This window comes from Cyanobium sp. Lug-B, from assembly GCF_024345635.1.
Lineage (GTDB): Bacteria > Cyanobacteriota > Cyanobacteriia > PCC-6307 > Cyanobiaceae > Cyanobium > Cyanobium minutissimum.
On sequence record NZ_JAGQBM010000039.1, the window covers coordinates 1 to 17,166 of the forward strand.

Consider the following 17,166-nt stretch of genomic DNA (forward strand, 5'->3'; position numbering starts at 1 on the left):
GCCGGGGTGGCCCGCAGCACGGCCCCGTGGCTGCTGCTGCTGCATGCGGACGTGCGCCTGCCGCCGGGATGGGCCGAGGCCCTGGCCGCCGCCATCGACGGCGGGGCGTCCACCGCCTGGGCCTTCCGGCTGCGCATCGCCGGTGACGATCCGGCCCTGCGCCTGGTGGAGCTGGCGGTGGCACTGCGCAGCCGCTGGCGCCAGCTGCCCTACGGCGACCAGGGGCTGCTGCTGGCCCGGCACCTGCACGATGCCGCCGGTGGCATCGCCCCGCTGCCCCTGATGGAGGACCTGGAGTTCCTGCAGCGGCTGCGGCCCCTGGCCAGGATCGCCCTCCTGGCGCCGGCCCTGCGGGTCAACGGCCGCCGCTGGCGCCGGCTGGGGGTGTGGCAGACGATGCTGGCCAATGCCCGCCTGCGCCGCGACTGGCGCCGCGGCACCCCGGAGGAGCAGCTGGCCGCCCGCTATTACGGGCCCGCCCCTCAGGGGGCGTACCAGAAGGCGCAGCGGCGCTGCAGCGGCTCCAGCTCCCAGCCCTGAGCGGCATAGAAGCCCACCACGTCGGGGTCGGCGAACAGGCTCACCCGGTCGATGCCCATGGCCCGCAGCTGCTCGAGCACGTAGTCCATCAGCTCCTTGCCCAGGCCGGCCCCCTGGTAGCGGGGATGGACCGCCACATCCCAGACGGTGGCCTCCACCACCCCGTCACCGGTGCAGCGTGCGAAGCCCACCAGCCGCGGCAGGCGGGCGTCATGGCGCCAGAGCCCCACCTGGAGCAGGCTGTGCTGGAGAGCCTTGCGCACGCGCCGCAACGGACGGCGGCTCCAGCCCACGGCATCACAGAGCGCTTCCAGCTCGATCAGGTCGATCGGCCGGGCCTGGCTGAGCACCAGCTCCAGGCTGGGGTTGGGGCAGGCGCAGAGGCGGTGCCCGGGCCCGTAGAGGTCGGTCATCAGAGGAAGGGTCCCGGGCACGGCGAGAGGGCTACGCGTTCTGAAGATCCTGGCGGATGCCGGCCGGACTGCGGCAGGGTGGGGGATTGACGCGGCAACCCTCCTGGGCGTCCCTTCCACCGACTCCGATCGGACCCAGGCGGCCCCGGCATCGGTGACGCCCGTGTCGCCCCTGCTGGTGGGCGTGCACGGCTGGTTGCTGGCGGGGCGTCTGTGGCACCCGCTGCGGCAGGAACTGGCACCCCGCTGGACGCTGTGGTGCCCCGATCTGCCCGGGTTCGGCGCCAGCGACCGGCCCCGGGGGTTGCAGGCCAGCCTGGCCAGCTACGGACGCTGGCTGGCGGAGGCCGTCCAGCGGGAGGCCGCCGGGCGACCGGTGGTGCTGCTGGGCCACTCCCTGGGGGGCAGCGTGGCACTCCATGCGGCGCCCCTGCTGGGGGGACAGCTGCGGGGCCTGGTGCAGATCGCCGCAGGGGGCGGAGTGTTCCAGCCCCGCCCCTTCGCCCGGGTGCGTCGGGGCGGGGCCGCCTTCCTGCGCTGGCGGCCGGCCTGGCTGGCCCGGTTGCCCGGCACGGGGGCGATCCGCAGCCCGCTGCTGGCCGACGACCGCGCCGCCCGGGGACTGCTGGCCTGCAGCACCAACCGGGGGGCCGTGCGGCAACTGCCGAGGCTGGCTGCGGCTCTCTCGGTGCCCAGCCTCTGGATCGCCGGCAGCCGCGACCAGGTGATGGAGCCCCGCTACGTGCGCCATCTGGCCGGCTACAGCCCCGACCACCAGCTCGTGATCCTCTCCGGGGTGGGCCACCTGCCGATGGTCGAGACGCCCCGCGAGCTGGCGGCCCTGATCGACGCCTGGCTGGCGGACGACCTGGCCCTGCCGGCCCAGCCGACCGGCCCTCAGAGCGTGGCCAGTCCCTTCTCCTGCAGTTCCGCCAGCTGCGCGTAGAGCCCGCCGACGGCCCGGAGCTCCCGGTGGTTGCCCTCCTCGATCAGGCGGCCGCGGCGCAGCACCAGGATGCGGTCGGCCGCCTCGACGGTGGCCAGGCGGTGGGCGATGACGATGGCGGTGCGGCCGCTGAGCAGGGTGTCCAGGTCCCGCTGCAGGGTGGCTTCGGTGGAGGGATCCATGAAGGCCGTGGCCTCGTCCATCACCAGCACCGACGGGTCGCGGATCGCCACCCGCGCCACCGCCAGCAGCTGGCGTTCGCCGGAGGAGAGGTTGCCACCCCGCTCCCGCAGTTCGGAGGCCAGCCCATCCCCCAGCCGGGCCAGCAGGGGGCCGAGGCCGAGGTCGCCGCAGAGACGCTCCAGATCGGCATCGCTGATGGCGGCATCGAGGCGCAGGTTGTCCGCCACGTTGCCGCTGAACAGGAACGTGTCCTGCAGCACCACCCCCAGGCGCCGGCGCAGGGTGGCGATCGGCAGCTCTCGGATGTCGACCCCGTCGAGGCGGATGGTTCCCTGCTGGGGTTCGTACAGCCGGCAGAGGAGACGGATCACGGTGGTCTTGCCGGATCCGGTGGGACCCACGATCGCCACGTGCTCGCCGGGGGCGATGCGGAAGGAGAGATCGGTGAGGATCGGGTCGTCGGGGCGGTAGGCGAAGGAGACGTTCTCGAACTCCACCTCGCCGGGGCTGAAGCGTTCCGCACCCGACACCATGGCGGCGGCGCTGCGCTGGCTGGTGGGCAGGTCGGCGATCTCGATCGGCTGCTCCAGCAGCTCGCCGATGCGCTCCACCGCTGTCAGGCCCCCCTGGATCTGGGTGAAGCGCTCCGCCAGCTGGCGCAGGGGATCGAACACCCGCTGGGAGAACAGGATGAAGGTGGTCAGGGTGCCCAGGCCCATGGCCCCACCCGTGACCATGGCGCCGCCGAGGGCCAGCACCAGCGCGACGGCCGCCAGGGCCACCCACTCGATGAAGGCGGAGATGGCGCTGTCGTAGAAGATCGTGCCGGTCACCGCCCGGCGGTAGGCGTCGGTGGTCTGGGAGAAGCGCTGGCCGTTGACGGCCTCGCGGCGGAACATCTGCACCACCTCCAGGCCCTGAAGGTTCTCCTGCAGGTCGGCGTTGAGCTGGCCGAGCTCCTCGCGCACCCGGTAGTTGGCCTTGCGGTAGCGGCCCTGCAGCCAGAGCACCCCGAGGGTGACGGGCACCTGGCTGACGAGCAGCAGCAGCCCCAGGCGCCACTCAATCGAGAGCATGGTGAGGCCGATCACCAGCAGGGTGACCAGATCGGAGAGCACCCCCACCGCGCCGCTGCCGAACACCTCGGCCAGGGCGTCGACGTCGCTGGTGAGGCGGGTGAGCAGCTTGCCCACGGGCGTGCGGTCATGGAAGCGCAGCGACAGGGCCATCGCATGGCGGAACAGGTCGTCGCGGATGCGCGCGGTGAGGCGCTGGCCCACCACCTGCACGTTGTAGGTCTGGGTGCCCTGGAGGGAGAGGCGCAGCAGCACCGCCGCCAGCAGCATCGCCACCAGCACCCGCAGGGCCGTCGGCACCGGCAAGGGGGCCAGCCACGGCAGCACCTCCTCGCCCCGGAGCTTGGAGATCACCTGGCCCACCAGCAGCGGCTGCACCGAGGCCGCCAGGGCCAGGGGGATGAGCAGCAGCAGGGACAGCAGCAGACGCTTGCGGTCCCGGCCGAGGTAGGGCAGCAGGCGCCGCAGCCGCTGGCCGTCGAGACTGCTCATGGGGACGGCACCGGGGCGAGCCGGTGGGCGGTGGCGACCCGCTCCACCAGACCCTGGAGAGCGCCGTCATCGAGGCGCAGGGCCAGGGGATGGCCGATCAGGCGGGCGGTGCTGCTGAACAGATCCTCGATCGCCACCAGTCCGTTGTCCCGCAGGGTGCGGCCAGTGGCCACCAGATCGACGATCGCCTCGGACATGCCCGTGATCGGACCGAGCTCCACCGACCCGGTGAGATGGATCAGCTCCACCGGCAGATCCAGCTGCTCGAAGAAGGCTTCGGCGCAGCGGGTGAACTTGCTCGCCACCCGGCAGTGGGCCGGCAGGTCAGCGGCCCGGCGGTAGCCGCTGCTCGCCTTCACCGCCACCGCCATGCGGCAGCCGCCGAAGCCCAGATCCACCAGCTGGGCCACCGGCAGCTGGTGCTCCCGCAGCACGTCGTACCCCACCACCCCGAGCTGGGCCTGGCCGTAGGCCACATAGACCGGCACGTCGGCGTTGCGCACGAGCAGGGCACGGGCCGTTCCGCAGCGGCTGGGCACCATCAGCAGACGGTTGTCCTCCTCCAGCAGGGCGGAGAAGTCCAGGCCGGCCTCCTGGAAGCGGCGCACCGAATCCTTCAGCAGGGCGCCCTTGGCCAGGGCGACGGTGATCGGGGTCCGCTGGTTGGCGGTGATCATGGAAGCCAGCAGCAACCTGGACTGTAACGATGCCGGATCCCGCCGAAGCCACCGCCGAAGCCGGAGCCCCGGTGTCACGACCGGAGCCCCTGCAGGTGGCGCTGCTGCCCGTGCTGCGGGACAACTACCTGTTCGTGCTCCACGACGGCCGGCGGGCGGCGCTGGTGGATCCGGCGGTGGCGGACCCGGCGATCGCCTGGCTGCGACAGCGGCAGCTGGAGCTGGTGGCCGTGCTGCACACCCACCACCACAGCGATCACATCGGCGGCACCCCCGCCCTGCTGCGGGAATGGCCCGGGGCCGCGGTGGTGGCGGCCCGCGACGACCGGGAGCGGATCCCGTTCCAGACCCGGGGGGTGGCGGACGGGGATCGCTTCACCCTGCTGGGCCAGCCGGTGGAGGTGCTGGCGGTGCCGGGCCACACCCGCGCCCACATCGCCTTCCACCTGCCCCTGCAGGGGGAGCTGTTCTGCGGCGACACCCTGTTCGCCGCCGGCTGCGGCCGGCTGTTCGAAGGAACCCCCGAGCAGATGCACCGCTCCCTGCAGCGGCTGGCGGCCCTGCCGGAGACGACCAGGGTGTGGTGCGCCCATGAGTACACCGAGGGGAACCTGCGCTGGGCGGCCGCCCAGCGGCCGGGGGACGGAGCCATCGCCGAACGGCTGGCCGCGGTGCGGCTCACCCGCGCCCAGGCCGGGCCCACGATCCCCAGCAGCATCGGCGAGGAACGCCGCACCAACCTGTTCGTGCGGGCGGCGGATCCGGAACAACTGGCGGCCCTGCGCCGCAGCAAAAATGACTGGACAGGATGAGCACGACGGCGTGGGCGGCCACGGGCCGGCCCTGCAGCAGTGGCAGGACAGGGACGGCCGATCCCGGGGTCAGTCCGGGGAGCTGAAGCCTTCCCCGTGACGCCCCGGCGGCAGGGTCACCAGGGGCCGGCCCCCGGGAAACAGCAGCGCCGACTCGCCGGAGCGGAACCGCAGCCGGCCGCGGCGGCCATGGGGATGGTCGGCCTCGAGGGGGGCCCGCCAGCGCAGCCGCTGCTCCCCGAGCTGCACCTGATAGAGCCATTCGCGGCCGAGGAACTCCCGGCCGGTGATCCAGGCGGCTCCTTCCTCATCAGGCAGGAATTCCAGGGCCTGGGGGCGGACCATCACCTCAACGGCCTCCGATCCCCCGGAGCCCGCGTCGCCGCCGGAGAGGGGCTCGAGCTCGCCGAGGGCGGTCTGCAGCCGCCGGCCCCGCCAGCGGGCCGGCAACAGGTTGGACTGGAGCACGAACTGGCCGACGAAGGCGGTGGCGGGCTGGTCGACCAGCTGCCGCGGCGGAGCGCACTGGTGCAGCACACCGTCGCGAAGCACCCCCACCCGGTCGCAGATCGCCAGGGCCTCCTCCGGGTCATGGGTCACCATCAGGCCACTGGCGCCGCAGCGGGCCAGCACGGCGGGCAACTCGCTGCGCAGCCGCAGCCGCACCTCCACATCCAGATTGGAGAAGGGTTCATCGAGCAGCACCACCGAGGGCGACGGCGCCAGGGCACGGGCCATCGCCAGGCGCTGACGCTGGCCGCCGGAGAGCTCGTGGGGGTAGCGGCGCTCCAGCCCGCCCAGACCCAGCAGGTCGAGCAGCCAGGCCACCCGGGCGGTGTCCTGGCCGCGACGCAGGCCGAAACAGGCGTTGCGCCAGGCATCGAGATGGGGGAAGAGGGCATCATCCTGGAAGACCATGCCGACGCCCCGCCGCTCGGGGGGCAACAGGCGATCGGGACCCGCCACCGGCTGGCCACCGATGCTGATGCGGCCGCGGCCGGGACGCTCGAAGCCGGCGATGAGCCGCAGCAGGGTGGTCTTGCCGCAACCGGAGGGGCCCAGCAGACCCACCAGCTCGCCGGCCCCGAGGACGAGGTCGATCCCCTGGAGGGTCCAGGAGGCGACGTCCCGGCCCGGGTAGCGGTACCAGAGGTCCTCGATGCGCACATGGGCGCCGGGCCCGGCCACGTCCCCGGGGGTGCAGGCCGTGGCGGTTGCGGTGGACGGCGTGGTGATGGTGTTGGAGTAGGCCATAAGATCCCAGTCCCGCATTTTTACCCGTCATGAGTTCCAGCGCCGGCGGAGGTGACCAAAGGCACAGCCCCCTGTCTCATCCGGTCAACACCACGGCCGCCCCCGCCCCGGTCGGCCCCTACAACCAGGCCGTGCTCGCCGGCGGGGTCCTGTACTGCTCCGGCCAGATCGCCCTCGACCCGGTGAGCGGGGTGCTGGTGGGAGAGGGCGACGTGGAGGCCGAGACCCGCCAGGTGCTGAGCAACCTCCAGGCGGTGCTGGCGGCCGCCGGCTGCCGCCCGGACCATGTGGTGCGCACCACGGTGTATCTGGCCGACCTCGGCGATTTCGCCCGGGTGAACGCCCTCTACGCCGGTCTGTTCAGCGAGGGCGTCGCTCCGGCCCGCGCCTGTGTGCAGGTGGCGGCCCTGCCCAGGGGCGCCCGGGTGGAGATCGACGCCATCGCCCTCGTCCCCTGAGCCGGTTCTCACCGGAGGCTCACGCCGTTCCGCTGGCTGGGGGGGACGGACTGCGGCAACCTGTAACGATGGAGACCCCGTTCGGCACCTGGTTTCACGAGGTGGTGGTGATGACACCAGGCCGCTTCGAGGAGGCCGTGGAGGCGGTGCTGGCGGTGCAGCAGTTCAAGACCGTTGTGCTGCACCTCAGTGCCATGGCACCGGAGGAGGCCCAGCGCACCATCGATTTCGTCTCCGGCGGTGTCTTCGCCCTGGACGGTCAGTCGGAGCGGCTGGGGGACACGGTGTTTCTGTTCGCACCGGCGCTGGTGACGATCAGCCGGGACGGGGACGAACGGGCCTGATCCTGCGGCGACCGGCACCCCCACCCTTGTGGCACCCGTGCCTGGGAGGTAACACGGGCGCTGGTCCCGTGCTGTCCATGAAGCGCTCCTTCGGCCAGGTCCCGCTGGTGCTCGCCTGGGCCCTGGGCCTGGTCCTGGCCGCTCCCGCCCCCTCCGCCCAGGCGGTGGTGGCCGTCGGCGGCCGGATGGTGCTGGTCCGCACCGACCGCCAGCTGCCCGTCACCGGCGATCCGATCTGGGAACTGCGGCTGCTGCTCCCGGGCCAGCCGCCGCGGGCCTACGAGGCCCTGGTGGGCCGGATGCGGCGCCAGGAGGGCGACCGCCATCGCCTTGGCAGCAAGGCCCCGTTGCCGCGGGGCCGCTACGCCGTCACCGAGATCACCCCCGTCGCACCCACCGATGATGTGGAGCTCGGCCGGTTCCTCTGGATCGGCCTGGAGCCCGCTTTCCCCACCGACCGCCGCGGCCTGGGGATCCACCACGACCCCAGCGCCGGCCGAGGGAGGAGCAGCGGCACCGACGGCTGCATCGGCCTGATCCACGGCAACGACCTGCTGGTGCTGGGCGACCTGCTGCGCCGCAGCGGCACCACGGAGCTGGTGGTCAAGGACTGAGCCGGTGGGGGAAGGCGCTCAGGCGCGTGCGGCCAGGGCCTCCTTCAACCGCCCCTCCAGCTCGCCGCGCTGGGCCGGATCCCCCACCAGCAACAGGGTGCCGGTGCCGGGCCACCAGTTGAGGCGCAGGTTCGATTCACCGTCCTCGATGACGAGCATCTCAAAGGCCCCCTCGTGCACCCAATGACCGGAACAGCCCAGTCCCTCGAGCAGCGACTGGAGTTCCTCCAGGGTTCCGTTGAAGGTCACAGGTCGACGGTGGAGATGCCGAAGTTTACGGACGGTTCCTCCTGGCGGGGCAGGCGCTGCCAGCCCGGCAGCCAGGCGGCGCGGTCGCGCAGCTCCCGCTGGGGCACCAGCAGCCGGTAGCCCGGGTCCAGCACGGCCTGGAGCTCCACGGTGCGCTCCCGGCCCCGGCCCCGCTGGCCCAGCAGGGCGAAGTGGCGATAGCCGCCGCAGCCGGCGGCCCTGGCGGGCTGGCAGGTCCAGGCGGCAGAGAGCTTCATCGGGCGGGGAGGGCAGCGGCCCTCAGCGGACCGGCTATGGGGTGGACTCCTCCAGCACCGGATTGCGCAGCACGCCAATGCCTTCGATCTCCACCTCGACCGTATCGCCGCGGCGCAGCCACCGGGGAGGATCGGCCGCCATGCCGACGCCGCTGGGGGTGCCGGTGAGGATCACGGTGCCGGCGGGCAGGGTGGTGCTGGCGCTCAGGAATTCGATGATCTCCGCCACGGTGAAGATCATGTCGGCGGTGCTGGCCGCCTGCACCGTCTGGCCGTTGAGGCGGGTCTGGAGGCTGAGGGCCTGGGGATCGGGGATCGCCGCGGCGGTCACCAGGCAGGGGCCCAGGGGTGCGAAGGTGTCAAAGCTCTTGCCGCGGCACCACTGGCCGCCGCCGAGCTGGGGCTGCTTCTGCCAGTCGCGGGCGCTGACGTCATTGGCGCAGGTGTAGCCCAGCACCACCCCCAGGGCCTCGGAGCGGGGCACGTTGCGGCAGGTGCGGCCGATCACCACCGCCAGCTCCCCCTCGTAGTCCACCTGGTGGCTGGCCAGGGTGATGGGCAGGGTGATGGGCGCCTCCGGATGCTGCACCGCCCCCGGCACCTTCATGAACAGCACCGGCCAGGTGGGGATCGCGGCGCCGGTCTCGGCGGCATGGCGGCGGTAGTTGAGGCCGATGCAGAGAATCGCGCGCGGCTCCAGGGGGGCCAGGATCCTGCCCGCCGCGGCCGGCTCGCCCGTGGGCTCCAGGGCGCCGAACAGGTCGCCCGCCAGGCGCTCCAGGCTGCCGTCGGGATGGCGGCAGGCGAGCTGGATGGCGCCGGCCGGATCCTCGTAGCGCACGATCTTCATAGGGGCTTCATGGCGGCGTCACTGGGAGCTGCAGGGGAGCTGCAGGGGGGCTGCCTGGAGGATCTGACGAGGGCGCCTGAGGGCCTCGCGGCTCCCGCTGTGCCCACTCTCGCCCGGCAGCCCGTGGATGATGGGGGCACCAGCGGAACCAGGAGCACGCCGTGGTCGCCGAACCCCGTCGCCAGCGGAGCACCACCCTCCGGGGCGCCGAGCTGCTCAATGATCCGCTGCTCAACAAGGGCACCGCCTTCAGTCGGGCGGAGCGGCGGGAGCTGGGGCTGGAGGCCCTCCTCCCCTGGCAGGTGGAGACCATCGAGGCCCAGGTGGAGCGCTGCCGCCTGGCCTTCCACGCCATGGGCAGCGACCTGGAGCGCTACGCCTATCTCCAGACCCTCAGGGAGCGGAACGTCACCCTCTTCCACCGCTTTCTCGCCGACCACATCGAGCTGGCCATGCCGATCGTCTACACCCCCACGGTGGGGCAGGCGATCCAGCACTTCAGCCACACCTACCGCAGCCCCAGCCAGGGGATCTACCTGGCTGCACCGCAGCAGGAGCAGCTCGAGGAGCTGCTGGCCCAGGCCTGCGGGGGCACCTCCGGCCAGACGCCGGACCTGCTCCTGGTCACCGACGCCCAGGGGATCCTCGGCATCGGCGACCAGGGGGTGGGGGGCATCCAGATCTGCCAGGGGAAGCTGGCGGTCTACACCCTCTGCGCCGGTCTCGATCCGGCCCGGGGCCTGCCGGTGATGCTCGACGTGGGCACCGACCGGCCCGAACTGCTGGCCGACCCCTGCTACCCCGGCCTGCGCCGGCCCCGCCTGCAGGGGGAGGCCTACACCGCCTTCCTCGACCGCTTCATCGCCGCGGTGCAGACGGTCTGCCCCGGCGCCCTGGTGCACTGGGAGGACTTCGGCGCCGCCCATGCCCGCCCCGTGCTGGAGGCCTACCGGCACCGGGTGCCGAGCTTCAACGACGACATCCAGGGCACCAGCAGCGTGGCCGCGGCGGCGATCCTGGCTGGCCTGCGGGGCCTGGGGCAACGCCTGGCCGACCAGCAGATCGTCATCTTCGGGGCGGGCAGCGCCGGCTGCGGCATCGCCGAACGGCTCCATCGCCTGCTGCAGCGCCAGGGGCTCGCGGCCGCCGAAGCCGCCGACCGCCTCTGGCTGATCGACCGCGACGGGCTGATCCACACCGGGACCCCGGGCCTTTCCGGCGGCGCCCGGCCGTTCGCCAAGGGACCGGAGGCGCTGGCGGCACGGTTCGGGGAGGGGGCCCCTGCCGATGGCTCGGGACCGGGCCTGCTGGCGGTGATCGAGGCGGTGCGGCCGGGGGTGCTGATCGGCACCTCCACCGCCGCCGGGGCCTTCGATCAGGCGGTGGTGGAGGCCCTCTGCGCCGACGGCGGGCGGCCGATCGTCCTGCCCCTCTCCAATCCCACGCCCCTGGCGGAGATCACCCCGGAGGACCTGCTGCGCTGGAGCCGGGGCCGGGCCCTGGTGGCCACCGGCAGCCCCTTCCCGCCGGTGGACACCACCGGCAGCGACGGCCAGGCGATCCAACGGGTGATCGGCCAGTGCAACAACTGCTTCGTGTTCCCGGGCCTGGGCTACGGCGCCGTGGCGGTGGGCGCCGCGGAGGTGAGTGACGCCATGATCGACGCCAGCATCGAGGCGCTGGCTGGGGTGATCCCGGCCGCGACCGATCCCGACGCCCCCCTGATGCCACCCCTGGCGGCCGTCCAGGCGGTGTCGCGGGCCGTGGCCGAGGCGGTGGCGATCCAGGCGGTGCGGGAGGGACTGGCCCGCCGGGCCGCCACCCCCGAGGCCGCCCTCGCGCGCCTGGACGCCTGCCGCTGGAGCCCCGCGTACGCCGAACTGCAGGGTTGAGGCCGTTGCTGGGGCAGGGGGATCAATAAGTCCTGTGTCACCCCCTCGCGCAGGCGCCGGCCCTCGCCCTAGCACCTTGGGCACCAACCCCCTGCGCGATGGGCTTCTTCGTCCAGCTCACCGACGCCATCGCCGCCCGTCAGTCGCTGCTGGTCACCGGCCTCGATCCCAACCCGGAGATGCTGCAGGCCTGGGCCCATCGCCGCGGCATGGGCGGCCGCTCGTTTCTCTCCCAGGCCCGCCACTGGATCAAGGCGGTGGTGGAGGCCACCGCCGACCACGTCTGCGCCTACAAGCCCAGCCTGGGCTTCTACCAGGCCCTCGGCCCGGTGGGACTGGAACTGCTGCGGGAGGTGCGGGAGCTGGTGCCGCTCGACATCCCCCTGATCATCGACACCAAGCACGGGGACCTGAACAGCTCTTCGGCGCTGGCCCACTACCTGTTCCGTGAACTCGGCGCCGATGGCGTCACCCTCTCCCCCCTGGCCGGCCAGGACATCGCCGCGCCGTTCCTGCTGTATCCCGACAAGGCGGTGGTGATCACCTGCCACAGTTCCAACGCCGCCGCCCGGGTGCTGCAGCACCACCCCGACGAGAGCGATCCCCTCTACCTGCGCATCGTGCGGGAATGCCAGCTCTGGGCCACCCCCGACCAGCTGCTGCTGGAGGTGGGCACCAGTGACCCGGCGATCCTGGCCCGGGTGCGCCAGGAGGCCCCGGAACGGTTCCTGATCCTGCGCAGCCTCTGGGGCGAGGAGGATCGCCTCGACGCTCTGCTGGAGGCCGGGTTGAGTCCGGCCGCCGACGGGCTGCTGATGCCCCTGCCCCAGAACCTGCTGGTGGAGGACGACATCGCCGTTCGCGCCGCCGCCCTCAAGCAGCGGATCAGTGAGCGCCGTGACCGCTGGCTGGAGGGGCGGGCACCGGACCAGGGCGAGACCTGCAGCCTGTGGCTGCCGGAGCGTCGCCCGGACGGCAGCGCCGGGACCGGGGCCGGGGCCGGGGCGGACGGCGAGGGCTCCGGCGACCCCATGGCCAGCCTGATCCTCGATCTGTTCGACATCGGCTGCCTGCTGTTCGGCGACTACGTGCAGGCCTCCGGCGCCGTCTTCAACTACTACGTGGACCTGCGCCAGATCATTTCCGATCCCAACCTCTTCCACCGGGTGCTGCATGCCTACGCCGGCCAGCTCGGCGAACTGGTCTTCGACCGCATCGCCGGCATCCCCTACGGCTCCCTGCCCACCGCCACCGGGCTGTCGCTGCAGCTGCACAAGCCCCTGCTCTACCCCCGCAAGGAGGTGAAGGCCCACGGGGCCCGCCGCCTGATCGAAGGCGATTTCGAGGAGGGCGACCGGGTGGTGGTGGTGGACGACATCCTGATCACCGGCACCAGCGTGCTCGAGGGAATCGCCAAGCTGGAAAGCTCCGGCCTGGAGGTGGAGGACGTGGTGGTGTTCATCGACCACGGCGGCCGGGCCGACACCAGCGCCCGCCAGCGGCTCACCCGGGCGGGCTACCGCTGCCATGCCGTGCTTGACATCGCCCGCATCACCGCCGTGCTGCATGCGGCCGGGCGGCTCAGCGATGACCAGGCCGCCACCCTCGGCCATGGCCCTCCGGCCCGGACCCCAGGCGTCGAGGGGATACTGGCCAGCTCGTAGAGTGGCCGGGCACCCCTGCAAAACCCGGGTGCCCCCTTCCGCCATGCCCCAGGTCCAGGGTCAGCCCCCCACGATCGGCGAGCTTGAGGCGAAATACTCCCTGTACTGCAAGGCGATGCGGCTGCTGCTCAAGGAGGGCCGGACGATGGAGGCGATCCAGCGCACGGTCTGCTGGAGCCGGCTGGAGCAACTGCACATCTGCCTGCCGAGCCGCTACAAGTCGCCGGACTACCTCTATGCCGTTCTGAAGCGCGACCTGCGCTGATCGCGGGGCGCCCCCCGCTCCTGCCAGGATCAGTCGGCGATCAGGGTCGGTGCCCACCCAGGCGTTTCCGTGAAGTCGATCTCCGACCCCTTCCTGCGCCGGCCCGTGCTGACGCTGGTGCTGAGCCTGCTGGTGCTCCTCGGCGGCCTGATCAGCCTGCCCGGCCTCAAGGTCGAGAACCTGCCTCCGATCGCCCCGGGGCGGGTGTCGGTGAGCGCCAGCTACCCGGGCGCCAGTCCGGAGGTGGTCGAGCAGGGGGTGACCACGCTGCTGGAGAAACAGTTCAACGGCCTGGAGCGGCTGGATTCGATCCGTTCCACCAGCTCGGCCAACGGCAGCAGCATCTCCCTCGGCTTCGAGGGCGGCAACCCCGAGATCAACCAGATCAACACCCAGAACGAGGCGGCGGTGGTGAGCCGCCAGCTGCCCGCCCAGGTGGCGCGCTTCGGGGTGCAGGTGCGGCGCACCTCCGATGACCTGCTGATGGTGCTGAGCTTCAGTGCCAGCCGGGACCGTTACGACGACACCTTCCTGAGCGGCTGGGTAGACCAGGTGATCCGCGACCGGCTGCAGCGGGTGCCCGGCGTCGGCGAGGTGCGGCTGTTCGGAGGCAGTTCGCTCGCCTTCCGGCTGTGGCTGGATCCGCTGCGCCTGGAGGAGCGCAATCTGACCATCAGCGAGGTGCGTGATGCCCTCGAAGAGCAGAACGTGCTGGCCGCCCTCGGCCAGGCCGGGGTGGCCCCCTCCCCCGACGACCAGCTCGTCACCCTGCCGCTGCGCATGGAGGGACGGCTGCGCACCGCCCAGGAGTTCGAGTCCCTGGTGGTCGACCGCAGCGCCAACGGGGGCGTCACCCTGCTGAAGGATGTGGGCCGGGTCAGCCTGGGCAGCGAGAACTACGAATCGATCGCCACCGACCTGGGCGGCAAGACGGCGGTGGCCGTGGGGATCTTCCAGCGGGACGGCAGCAACGCCCTGGAGGTGAGCCAGGGCATTGACCAGGCCCTCAAGGAGCTGGGGCCCCGCTTTCCGCCGGGGGTGGATCTCCAGGTGATCGTCGACGAGGCGGCCTCGATCCGCACCAGCATCGACCGGACCACGGCGAGCCTGCGGGAGGCGGTGCTGCTGGTGTTCCTGGTGCTGCTGCTGGGGCTGGGGAACAGCCGCCTGGCCCTGATCAGCGCCTCGGCGGTGCCGGTGGCCCTGATCGGTTCACTGGCCGTGCTCCGGCTCAGTGGCGATTCGATCAACACCCTCACCCTGTTCGGCATGGTGCTGGCCAGCGGACTGGTGGTGGACGACGCCATCGTGGTCAGCGAGGACATCGGCCGCCGTCTGGAGAACGGTCGCCCGCCCCTGGAGGCCGCCCGCGAAGCCATGGCGGAACTGGGGGGCGCCGTGATCGCCACCTCCCTGGTACTGATCGTGGTGTTCCTGCCGGTGCTCACCCTGGGGGGCAGCCTGGGCCGTCTCTACGCCCCCATCGCCCTGACGATCGGCGGCACGATCGTGTTCTCCACCTTCAACGCCCTCACCTTCACCCCGGTGGCCGCCAGCCGGCTGCTCCATGCCGATCGCCGGGAGCCGGCCTGGCTGCTGCGCTGGATCGATCCGCCCCGCCGGGCCCTCGAGCGTCTGGAGCGCCCCTACGACCGACTGCTCAGCCGCGTTCTGGGCTGGCGGCGTCGCGTGGTGGCCGGCCTGCTGGTCGGTCTGCTGCTGACGGGCCTGGCGTTCGAGCAGCGGCCCAAGGCCTTCATCCCCCAGGAGGACAGCGGCCAGCTGCGGGGTGTGGTGCTGCTCCAGGACGGCATCGCCCTGCCCCGCACCCAGCAGGTGATGGAGCAGGTGCGGGAGGTGATGGACCAGGAGCCCCTGATCCGCTTCGCCAACTTCTATGCCGGCCGCTCCTTCGGCGACAGTTCCCCCAACAAGGGGATCTTCTTTCTGCGGCTCAAGCCGATCGAGGAGCGCCCCGGGGCCGACCAGAGCGCCGCCGCGGTGGCCGAACGGCTGAACCGGCGCCTGCGCCAGAGGATCAGCGATGCCACGGTGATCGTCAGCGAATCCCCCACCGTGCGGGGCTTCAGCAGTGAGAGCGGCCTGGAGTTCGACCTGCTCGACACCAGCGGCGGCCGCCTCAGCCTCGGCGAGTTCCAGCAGGAGGCGGAGGCCTTCATCGCCGCGGCCCGGCAGACGGGCGCCTTCGAGCAGGTGGGCACCCGCTTCAGTGCCGACGCCCCCCTGCTGCGGCTCATCCCCGACCGGCTGCGCATGGCCTCGCTCCAGGTCGATCTCGATGAACTGGTGAGCGTGCTCGGGGCCAGCTTCGGCAGCGACTACGTCAACGACAGCTTCGAAGGCGACCAGGTGCGCAAGGTGATCGTCCAGCTCGAGGGCGAGGCCCGGCGGGATGCCGATGACGTGCTGGCCCTGCAGGTGCGCAACCGCACCGGCCAGCTGATCCCCCTGGCCCAGATCGTGCAGGTGGAAGCCGGCACCGGCCCCACGACGATCAACCACACCCGCCTGGTGCGCTCGATCAGCATCCGGGCCCAGCCGGGCCCGGGGGTGAGCAGCGGCCAGGCCATCGCCCTGCTGGAGCAGCTGCAGCGCGACCGGGCCAGCACGGCCACCGACCTGGAATGGGCGGGTCTGGCCCGGGAGGAGGCCAGGTCCGGAGGCGGCAATCTGCAGGTGTTCGCCCTGGCGGTGCTGGTGATGCTCCTGGTCCTGGCCGGCCTCTACGAGAACTTCGCCGATCCCTTCATCATCCTGGCGACGGTGCCGATGGGGGTGCTCGGCGGGGTGCTGGGTCTGGCCCTGCGGGGCCTGCCCCTGGACGTCTACGGCCAGATGGGCCTCCTGGTGCTGGTGGCCCTGGCGGCGAAGAACGCCATCCTGATCGTCGAATTCGCCAACCAGCGGCTGGCGGAGGGGATGCCCCTCGATGAGGCCGTCCACGGCGCCGCCGTCGCCCGTCTGCGGCCGATCCTGCTCACCGCCTTCTCCTCCCTGGCGGGCTTCCTGCCCCTGCTGTTCGCCACCGGCGCCGGGTCGGCCAGCCGCATCAGCATCGGCACAGTGGTGTTCTTCGGGCTGCTGGTGGCGACCGTCCTCACCCTGTTCCTGGTGCCCACCCTCTACCGGATCGTCAAGGGATGGGAGCTCAGTCTGGGCGGCGGCCATGGCCGCCAGGCCGAACAGGCCTAGGGCTCCGGTCGCCACCCCCCATCCACGAAGCGCTCCGGCTTCAGCCCCTGCCGCCTCAGCAGGGCGATCAGCCCCCGGTCCCCCAGCAGGTGCATCAGCCCCACCACCACCAGGGTGTCGTTGGGGCGCCGCAGGAACCCCCGCACCGGAGCCACCCAGGCCATGTTGCGCCGGACCACCAGCCGCTCGAGGAGATCGGGACGCTGGCGGTAGTCGTCGAGCAGCAGGGCCTCGAGACGGGGCAGGTCACCGGCCCGCCAGGCCCCCTCGAGGGCGTCCAGCCGGGGGCCGAGGCCGTCCAGCTCCTTCAGGGTCACCTCCAGCAGTTGCACCTGGTCGGTCCGGGGCAGCCCGTCGAACAGCTCGAACTGCTCGGCCGGGGTCTCCAGGCCGTCGATGGGTTTACGGTCGGCGGCGGCCCTGGCCTGGAGCTGGCCCTCCACCCCGCTGCCGGGGCTGTAGCCCTGCTGCAGGAACGCAGCGGAGGCGAGCAGCAGGGCCAGGGCCCAGGGCTCGAAACGATCGATCGCCGCCTCGGGCAGGCCCAGGCCCGCCAGGCGCGGCTGCAGGGTCCGCCAGGTGGCCGGCGGCAGGCCATCGCGCAGGGAGCGGCCGTCGGGATCAATGGCCCGCGCCACCAGCTCACCGGCCAGGGCCGCCGGGCTGAGGGCGTCCATGTCGAGCTCCATGGCCAGCCGCTCCGCCTCCCCGTAGGCCAGGCCGTAGGACGCAGGGAGCCCGGCCCGGTCGCGGCGCAGCTGGTGCAGGGAGCCGGCGATGAAGACGGTGCCGGCGCCGTCCCGCAGCCTCCAGAGGGTGCCGACCTCCGCCGCCCCCGCTGGCATGGCCGCCCCCTCTGGCATGGCCGCCAACCCGGGAACGGCAGCCAGGATGAGGGCCGCCAGGGCCAGGGCACGGCGCCGCACCGACCGGAGCCTCGACGGGCGCAGGGGAGGCGGCATCGGTG

The 17,166-nt window shown here is 72.3% G+C and carries 18 protein-coding genes; 10 read left to right on the top strand and 8 right to left on the bottom strand.

The genetic code is table 11. From position 1 onward, the window contains the following. On the top strand, positions 1 to 540 hold a 540-nt coding region (locus KBY81_RS10450; RefSeq protein WP_254976443.1), incomplete at its 5' end, for a glycosyltransferase. Here KBY81_RS10450 and KBY81_RS10455 read toward each other — a convergent pair. Continuing rightward, entirely contained in the window at positions 483 to 953 is a 471-nt protein-coding gene (locus KBY81_RS10455; protein ID WP_094584889.1) for a GNAT family N-acetyltransferase, read from the bottom strand. The two genes, KBY81_RS10450 and KBY81_RS10455, sit on opposite strands and share 58 nt — an antisense overlap. Before the next feature lie 154 nt (positions 954 to 1,107). On the opposite strand from KBY81_RS10455, the gene KBY81_RS10460 reads away from it, so the two are divergent. Beyond that, a complete protein-coding gene (locus KBY81_RS10460; RefSeq protein WP_254970698.1) occupies positions 1,108 to 1,899 on the top strand; it encodes an alpha/beta fold hydrolase in 792 nt (263 codons plus the stop codon). On the opposite strand, the gene KBY81_RS10465 is transcribed toward KBY81_RS10460, so the two are convergent. Both KBY81_RS10465 and hisG read right to left on the bottom strand, forming a co-directional pair. Beyond that, on the bottom strand, positions 1,851 to 3,650 hold the full coding sequence (locus tag KBY81_RS10465) for an ABC transporter ATP-binding protein (RefSeq protein WP_106221428.1): 1,800 nt from the start codon (positions 3,648 to 3,650) through the stop codon (positions 1,851 to 1,853). The two genes, KBY81_RS10460 and KBY81_RS10465, sit on opposite strands and share 49 nt — an antisense overlap. Further along, positions 3,647 to 4,327, bottom strand: coding sequence for an ATP phosphoribosyltransferase (hisG, locus tag KBY81_RS10470; protein ID WP_254970695.1), 681 nt, complete (start codon positions 4,325 to 4,327; stop codon positions 3,647 to 3,649). Before hisG ends, KBY81_RS10465 begins: the two co-directional genes overlap by 4 nt. Before the next feature lie 29 nt (positions 4,328 to 4,356). On the opposite strand from hisG, the gene gloB reads away from it, so the two are divergent. Continuing rightward, entirely contained in the window at positions 4,357 to 5,139 is a 783-nt protein-coding gene (gene gloB / locus KBY81_RS10475; protein WP_219904242.1) for a hydroxyacylglutathione hydrolase, read from the top strand. A gap of 69 nt (positions 5,140 to 5,208) precedes the next feature. Here gloB and KBY81_RS10480 read toward each other — a convergent pair whose 3' ends face one another. Beyond that, positions 5,209 to 6,393 (bottom strand): ABC transporter ATP-binding protein, encoded by a 1,185-nt coding sequence (locus KBY81_RS10480; protein ID WP_219904244.1) that lies wholly within the window; start codon positions 6,391 to 6,393, stop codon positions 5,209 to 5,211. 29 nt (positions 6,394 to 6,422) lie between these two features. Between KBY81_RS10480 and KBY81_RS10485 the strand changes: the two genes are divergently transcribed. From KBY81_RS10485 to KBY81_RS10495, 3 genes are all read left to right on the top strand, one after another. Next, positions 6,423 to 6,851, top strand: a complete 429-nt coding sequence (locus KBY81_RS10485) for a RidA family protein (protein WP_254970684.1) — start codon at positions 6,423 to 6,425, stop codon at positions 6,849 to 6,851. Between the two features lie 68 nt (positions 6,852 to 6,919). Continuing rightward, a complete protein-coding gene (locus KBY81_RS10490) occupies positions 6,920 to 7,195 on the top strand; it encodes a cell division protein SepF (RefSeq protein WP_106221433.1) in 276 nt (91 codons plus the stop codon). A gap of 77 nt (positions 7,196 to 7,272) precedes the next feature. After that, a complete protein-coding gene (locus KBY81_RS10495; protein WP_254976444.1) occupies positions 7,273 to 7,809 on the top strand; it encodes a L,D-transpeptidase in 537 nt (178 codons plus the stop codon). A gap of 18 nt (positions 7,810 to 7,827) precedes the next feature. Here the strand turns inward: KBY81_RS10495 and KBY81_RS10500 are convergent, their stop codons facing one another. From KBY81_RS10500 to KBY81_RS10510, 3 genes are read right to left on the bottom strand one after another with little or no spacing between them, the layout of a single operon-like run. Beyond that, positions 7,828 to 8,058 carry a hypothetical protein gene (locus KBY81_RS10500; RefSeq protein ID WP_254976445.1) on the bottom strand — a complete coding sequence of 77 codons (231 nt, stop codon included), beginning with the start codon at positions 8,056 to 8,058 and terminating at the stop codon, positions 7,828 to 7,830. After that, positions 8,055 to 8,315 (bottom strand): TIGR02450 family Trp-rich protein, encoded by a 261-nt coding sequence (locus tag KBY81_RS10505; RefSeq protein ID WP_254970680.1) that lies wholly within the window; start codon positions 8,313 to 8,315, stop codon positions 8,055 to 8,057. The genes KBY81_RS10500 and KBY81_RS10505 overlap by 4 nt, the downstream gene beginning before the upstream one ends. A gap of 34 nt (positions 8,316 to 8,349) precedes the next feature. Continuing rightward, a complete protein-coding gene (locus tag KBY81_RS10510; RefSeq protein WP_254976446.1) occupies positions 8,350 to 9,165 on the bottom strand; it encodes a fumarylacetoacetate hydrolase family protein in 816 nt (271 codons plus the stop codon). 161 nt (positions 9,166 to 9,326) lie between these two features. On the opposite strand from KBY81_RS10510, the gene KBY81_RS10515 reads away from it, so the two are divergent. The 4 genes from KBY81_RS10515 (at position 9,327) to KBY81_RS10530 (ending at position 16,199) form a co-directional block, all read left to right on the top strand. Beyond that, on the top strand, positions 9,327 to 11,057 hold the full coding sequence (locus tag KBY81_RS10515) for an NAD-dependent malic enzyme (RefSeq protein WP_254976447.1): 1,731 nt from the start codon (positions 9,327 to 9,329) through the stop codon (positions 11,055 to 11,057). Positions 11,058 to 11,155: 98 nt separating this feature from the next. After that, positions 11,156 to 12,721 (top strand): bifunctional orotidine-5'-phosphate decarboxylase/orotate phosphoribosyltransferase, encoded by a 1,566-nt coding sequence (locus KBY81_RS10520; protein WP_106221443.1) that lies wholly within the window; start codon positions 11,156 to 11,158, stop codon positions 12,719 to 12,721. A 43-nt stretch (positions 12,722 to 12,764) separates the two neighbouring features. Then, positions 12,765 to 12,986, top strand: coding sequence for a DUF3136 domain-containing protein (locus tag KBY81_RS10525; RefSeq protein ID WP_015110915.1), 222 nt, complete (start codon positions 12,765 to 12,767; stop codon positions 12,984 to 12,986). Positions 12,987 to 13,055: 69 nt separating this feature from the next. Beyond that, complete coding sequence (locus KBY81_RS10530) at positions 13,056 to 16,199, top strand: efflux RND transporter permease subunit (RefSeq protein WP_254976448.1); 3,144 nt, start codon at positions 13,056 to 13,058, stop codon at positions 16,197 to 16,199. Here KBY81_RS10530 and KBY81_RS10535 read toward each other — a convergent pair. After that, complete coding sequence (locus tag KBY81_RS10535; protein ID WP_254976449.1) at positions 16,196 to 17,161, bottom strand: TraB/GumN family protein; 966 nt, start codon at positions 17,159 to 17,161, stop codon at positions 16,196 to 16,198. The genes KBY81_RS10530 and KBY81_RS10535 overlap by 4 nt on opposite strands. Positions 17,162 to 17,166: the final 5 nt, after the last annotated feature.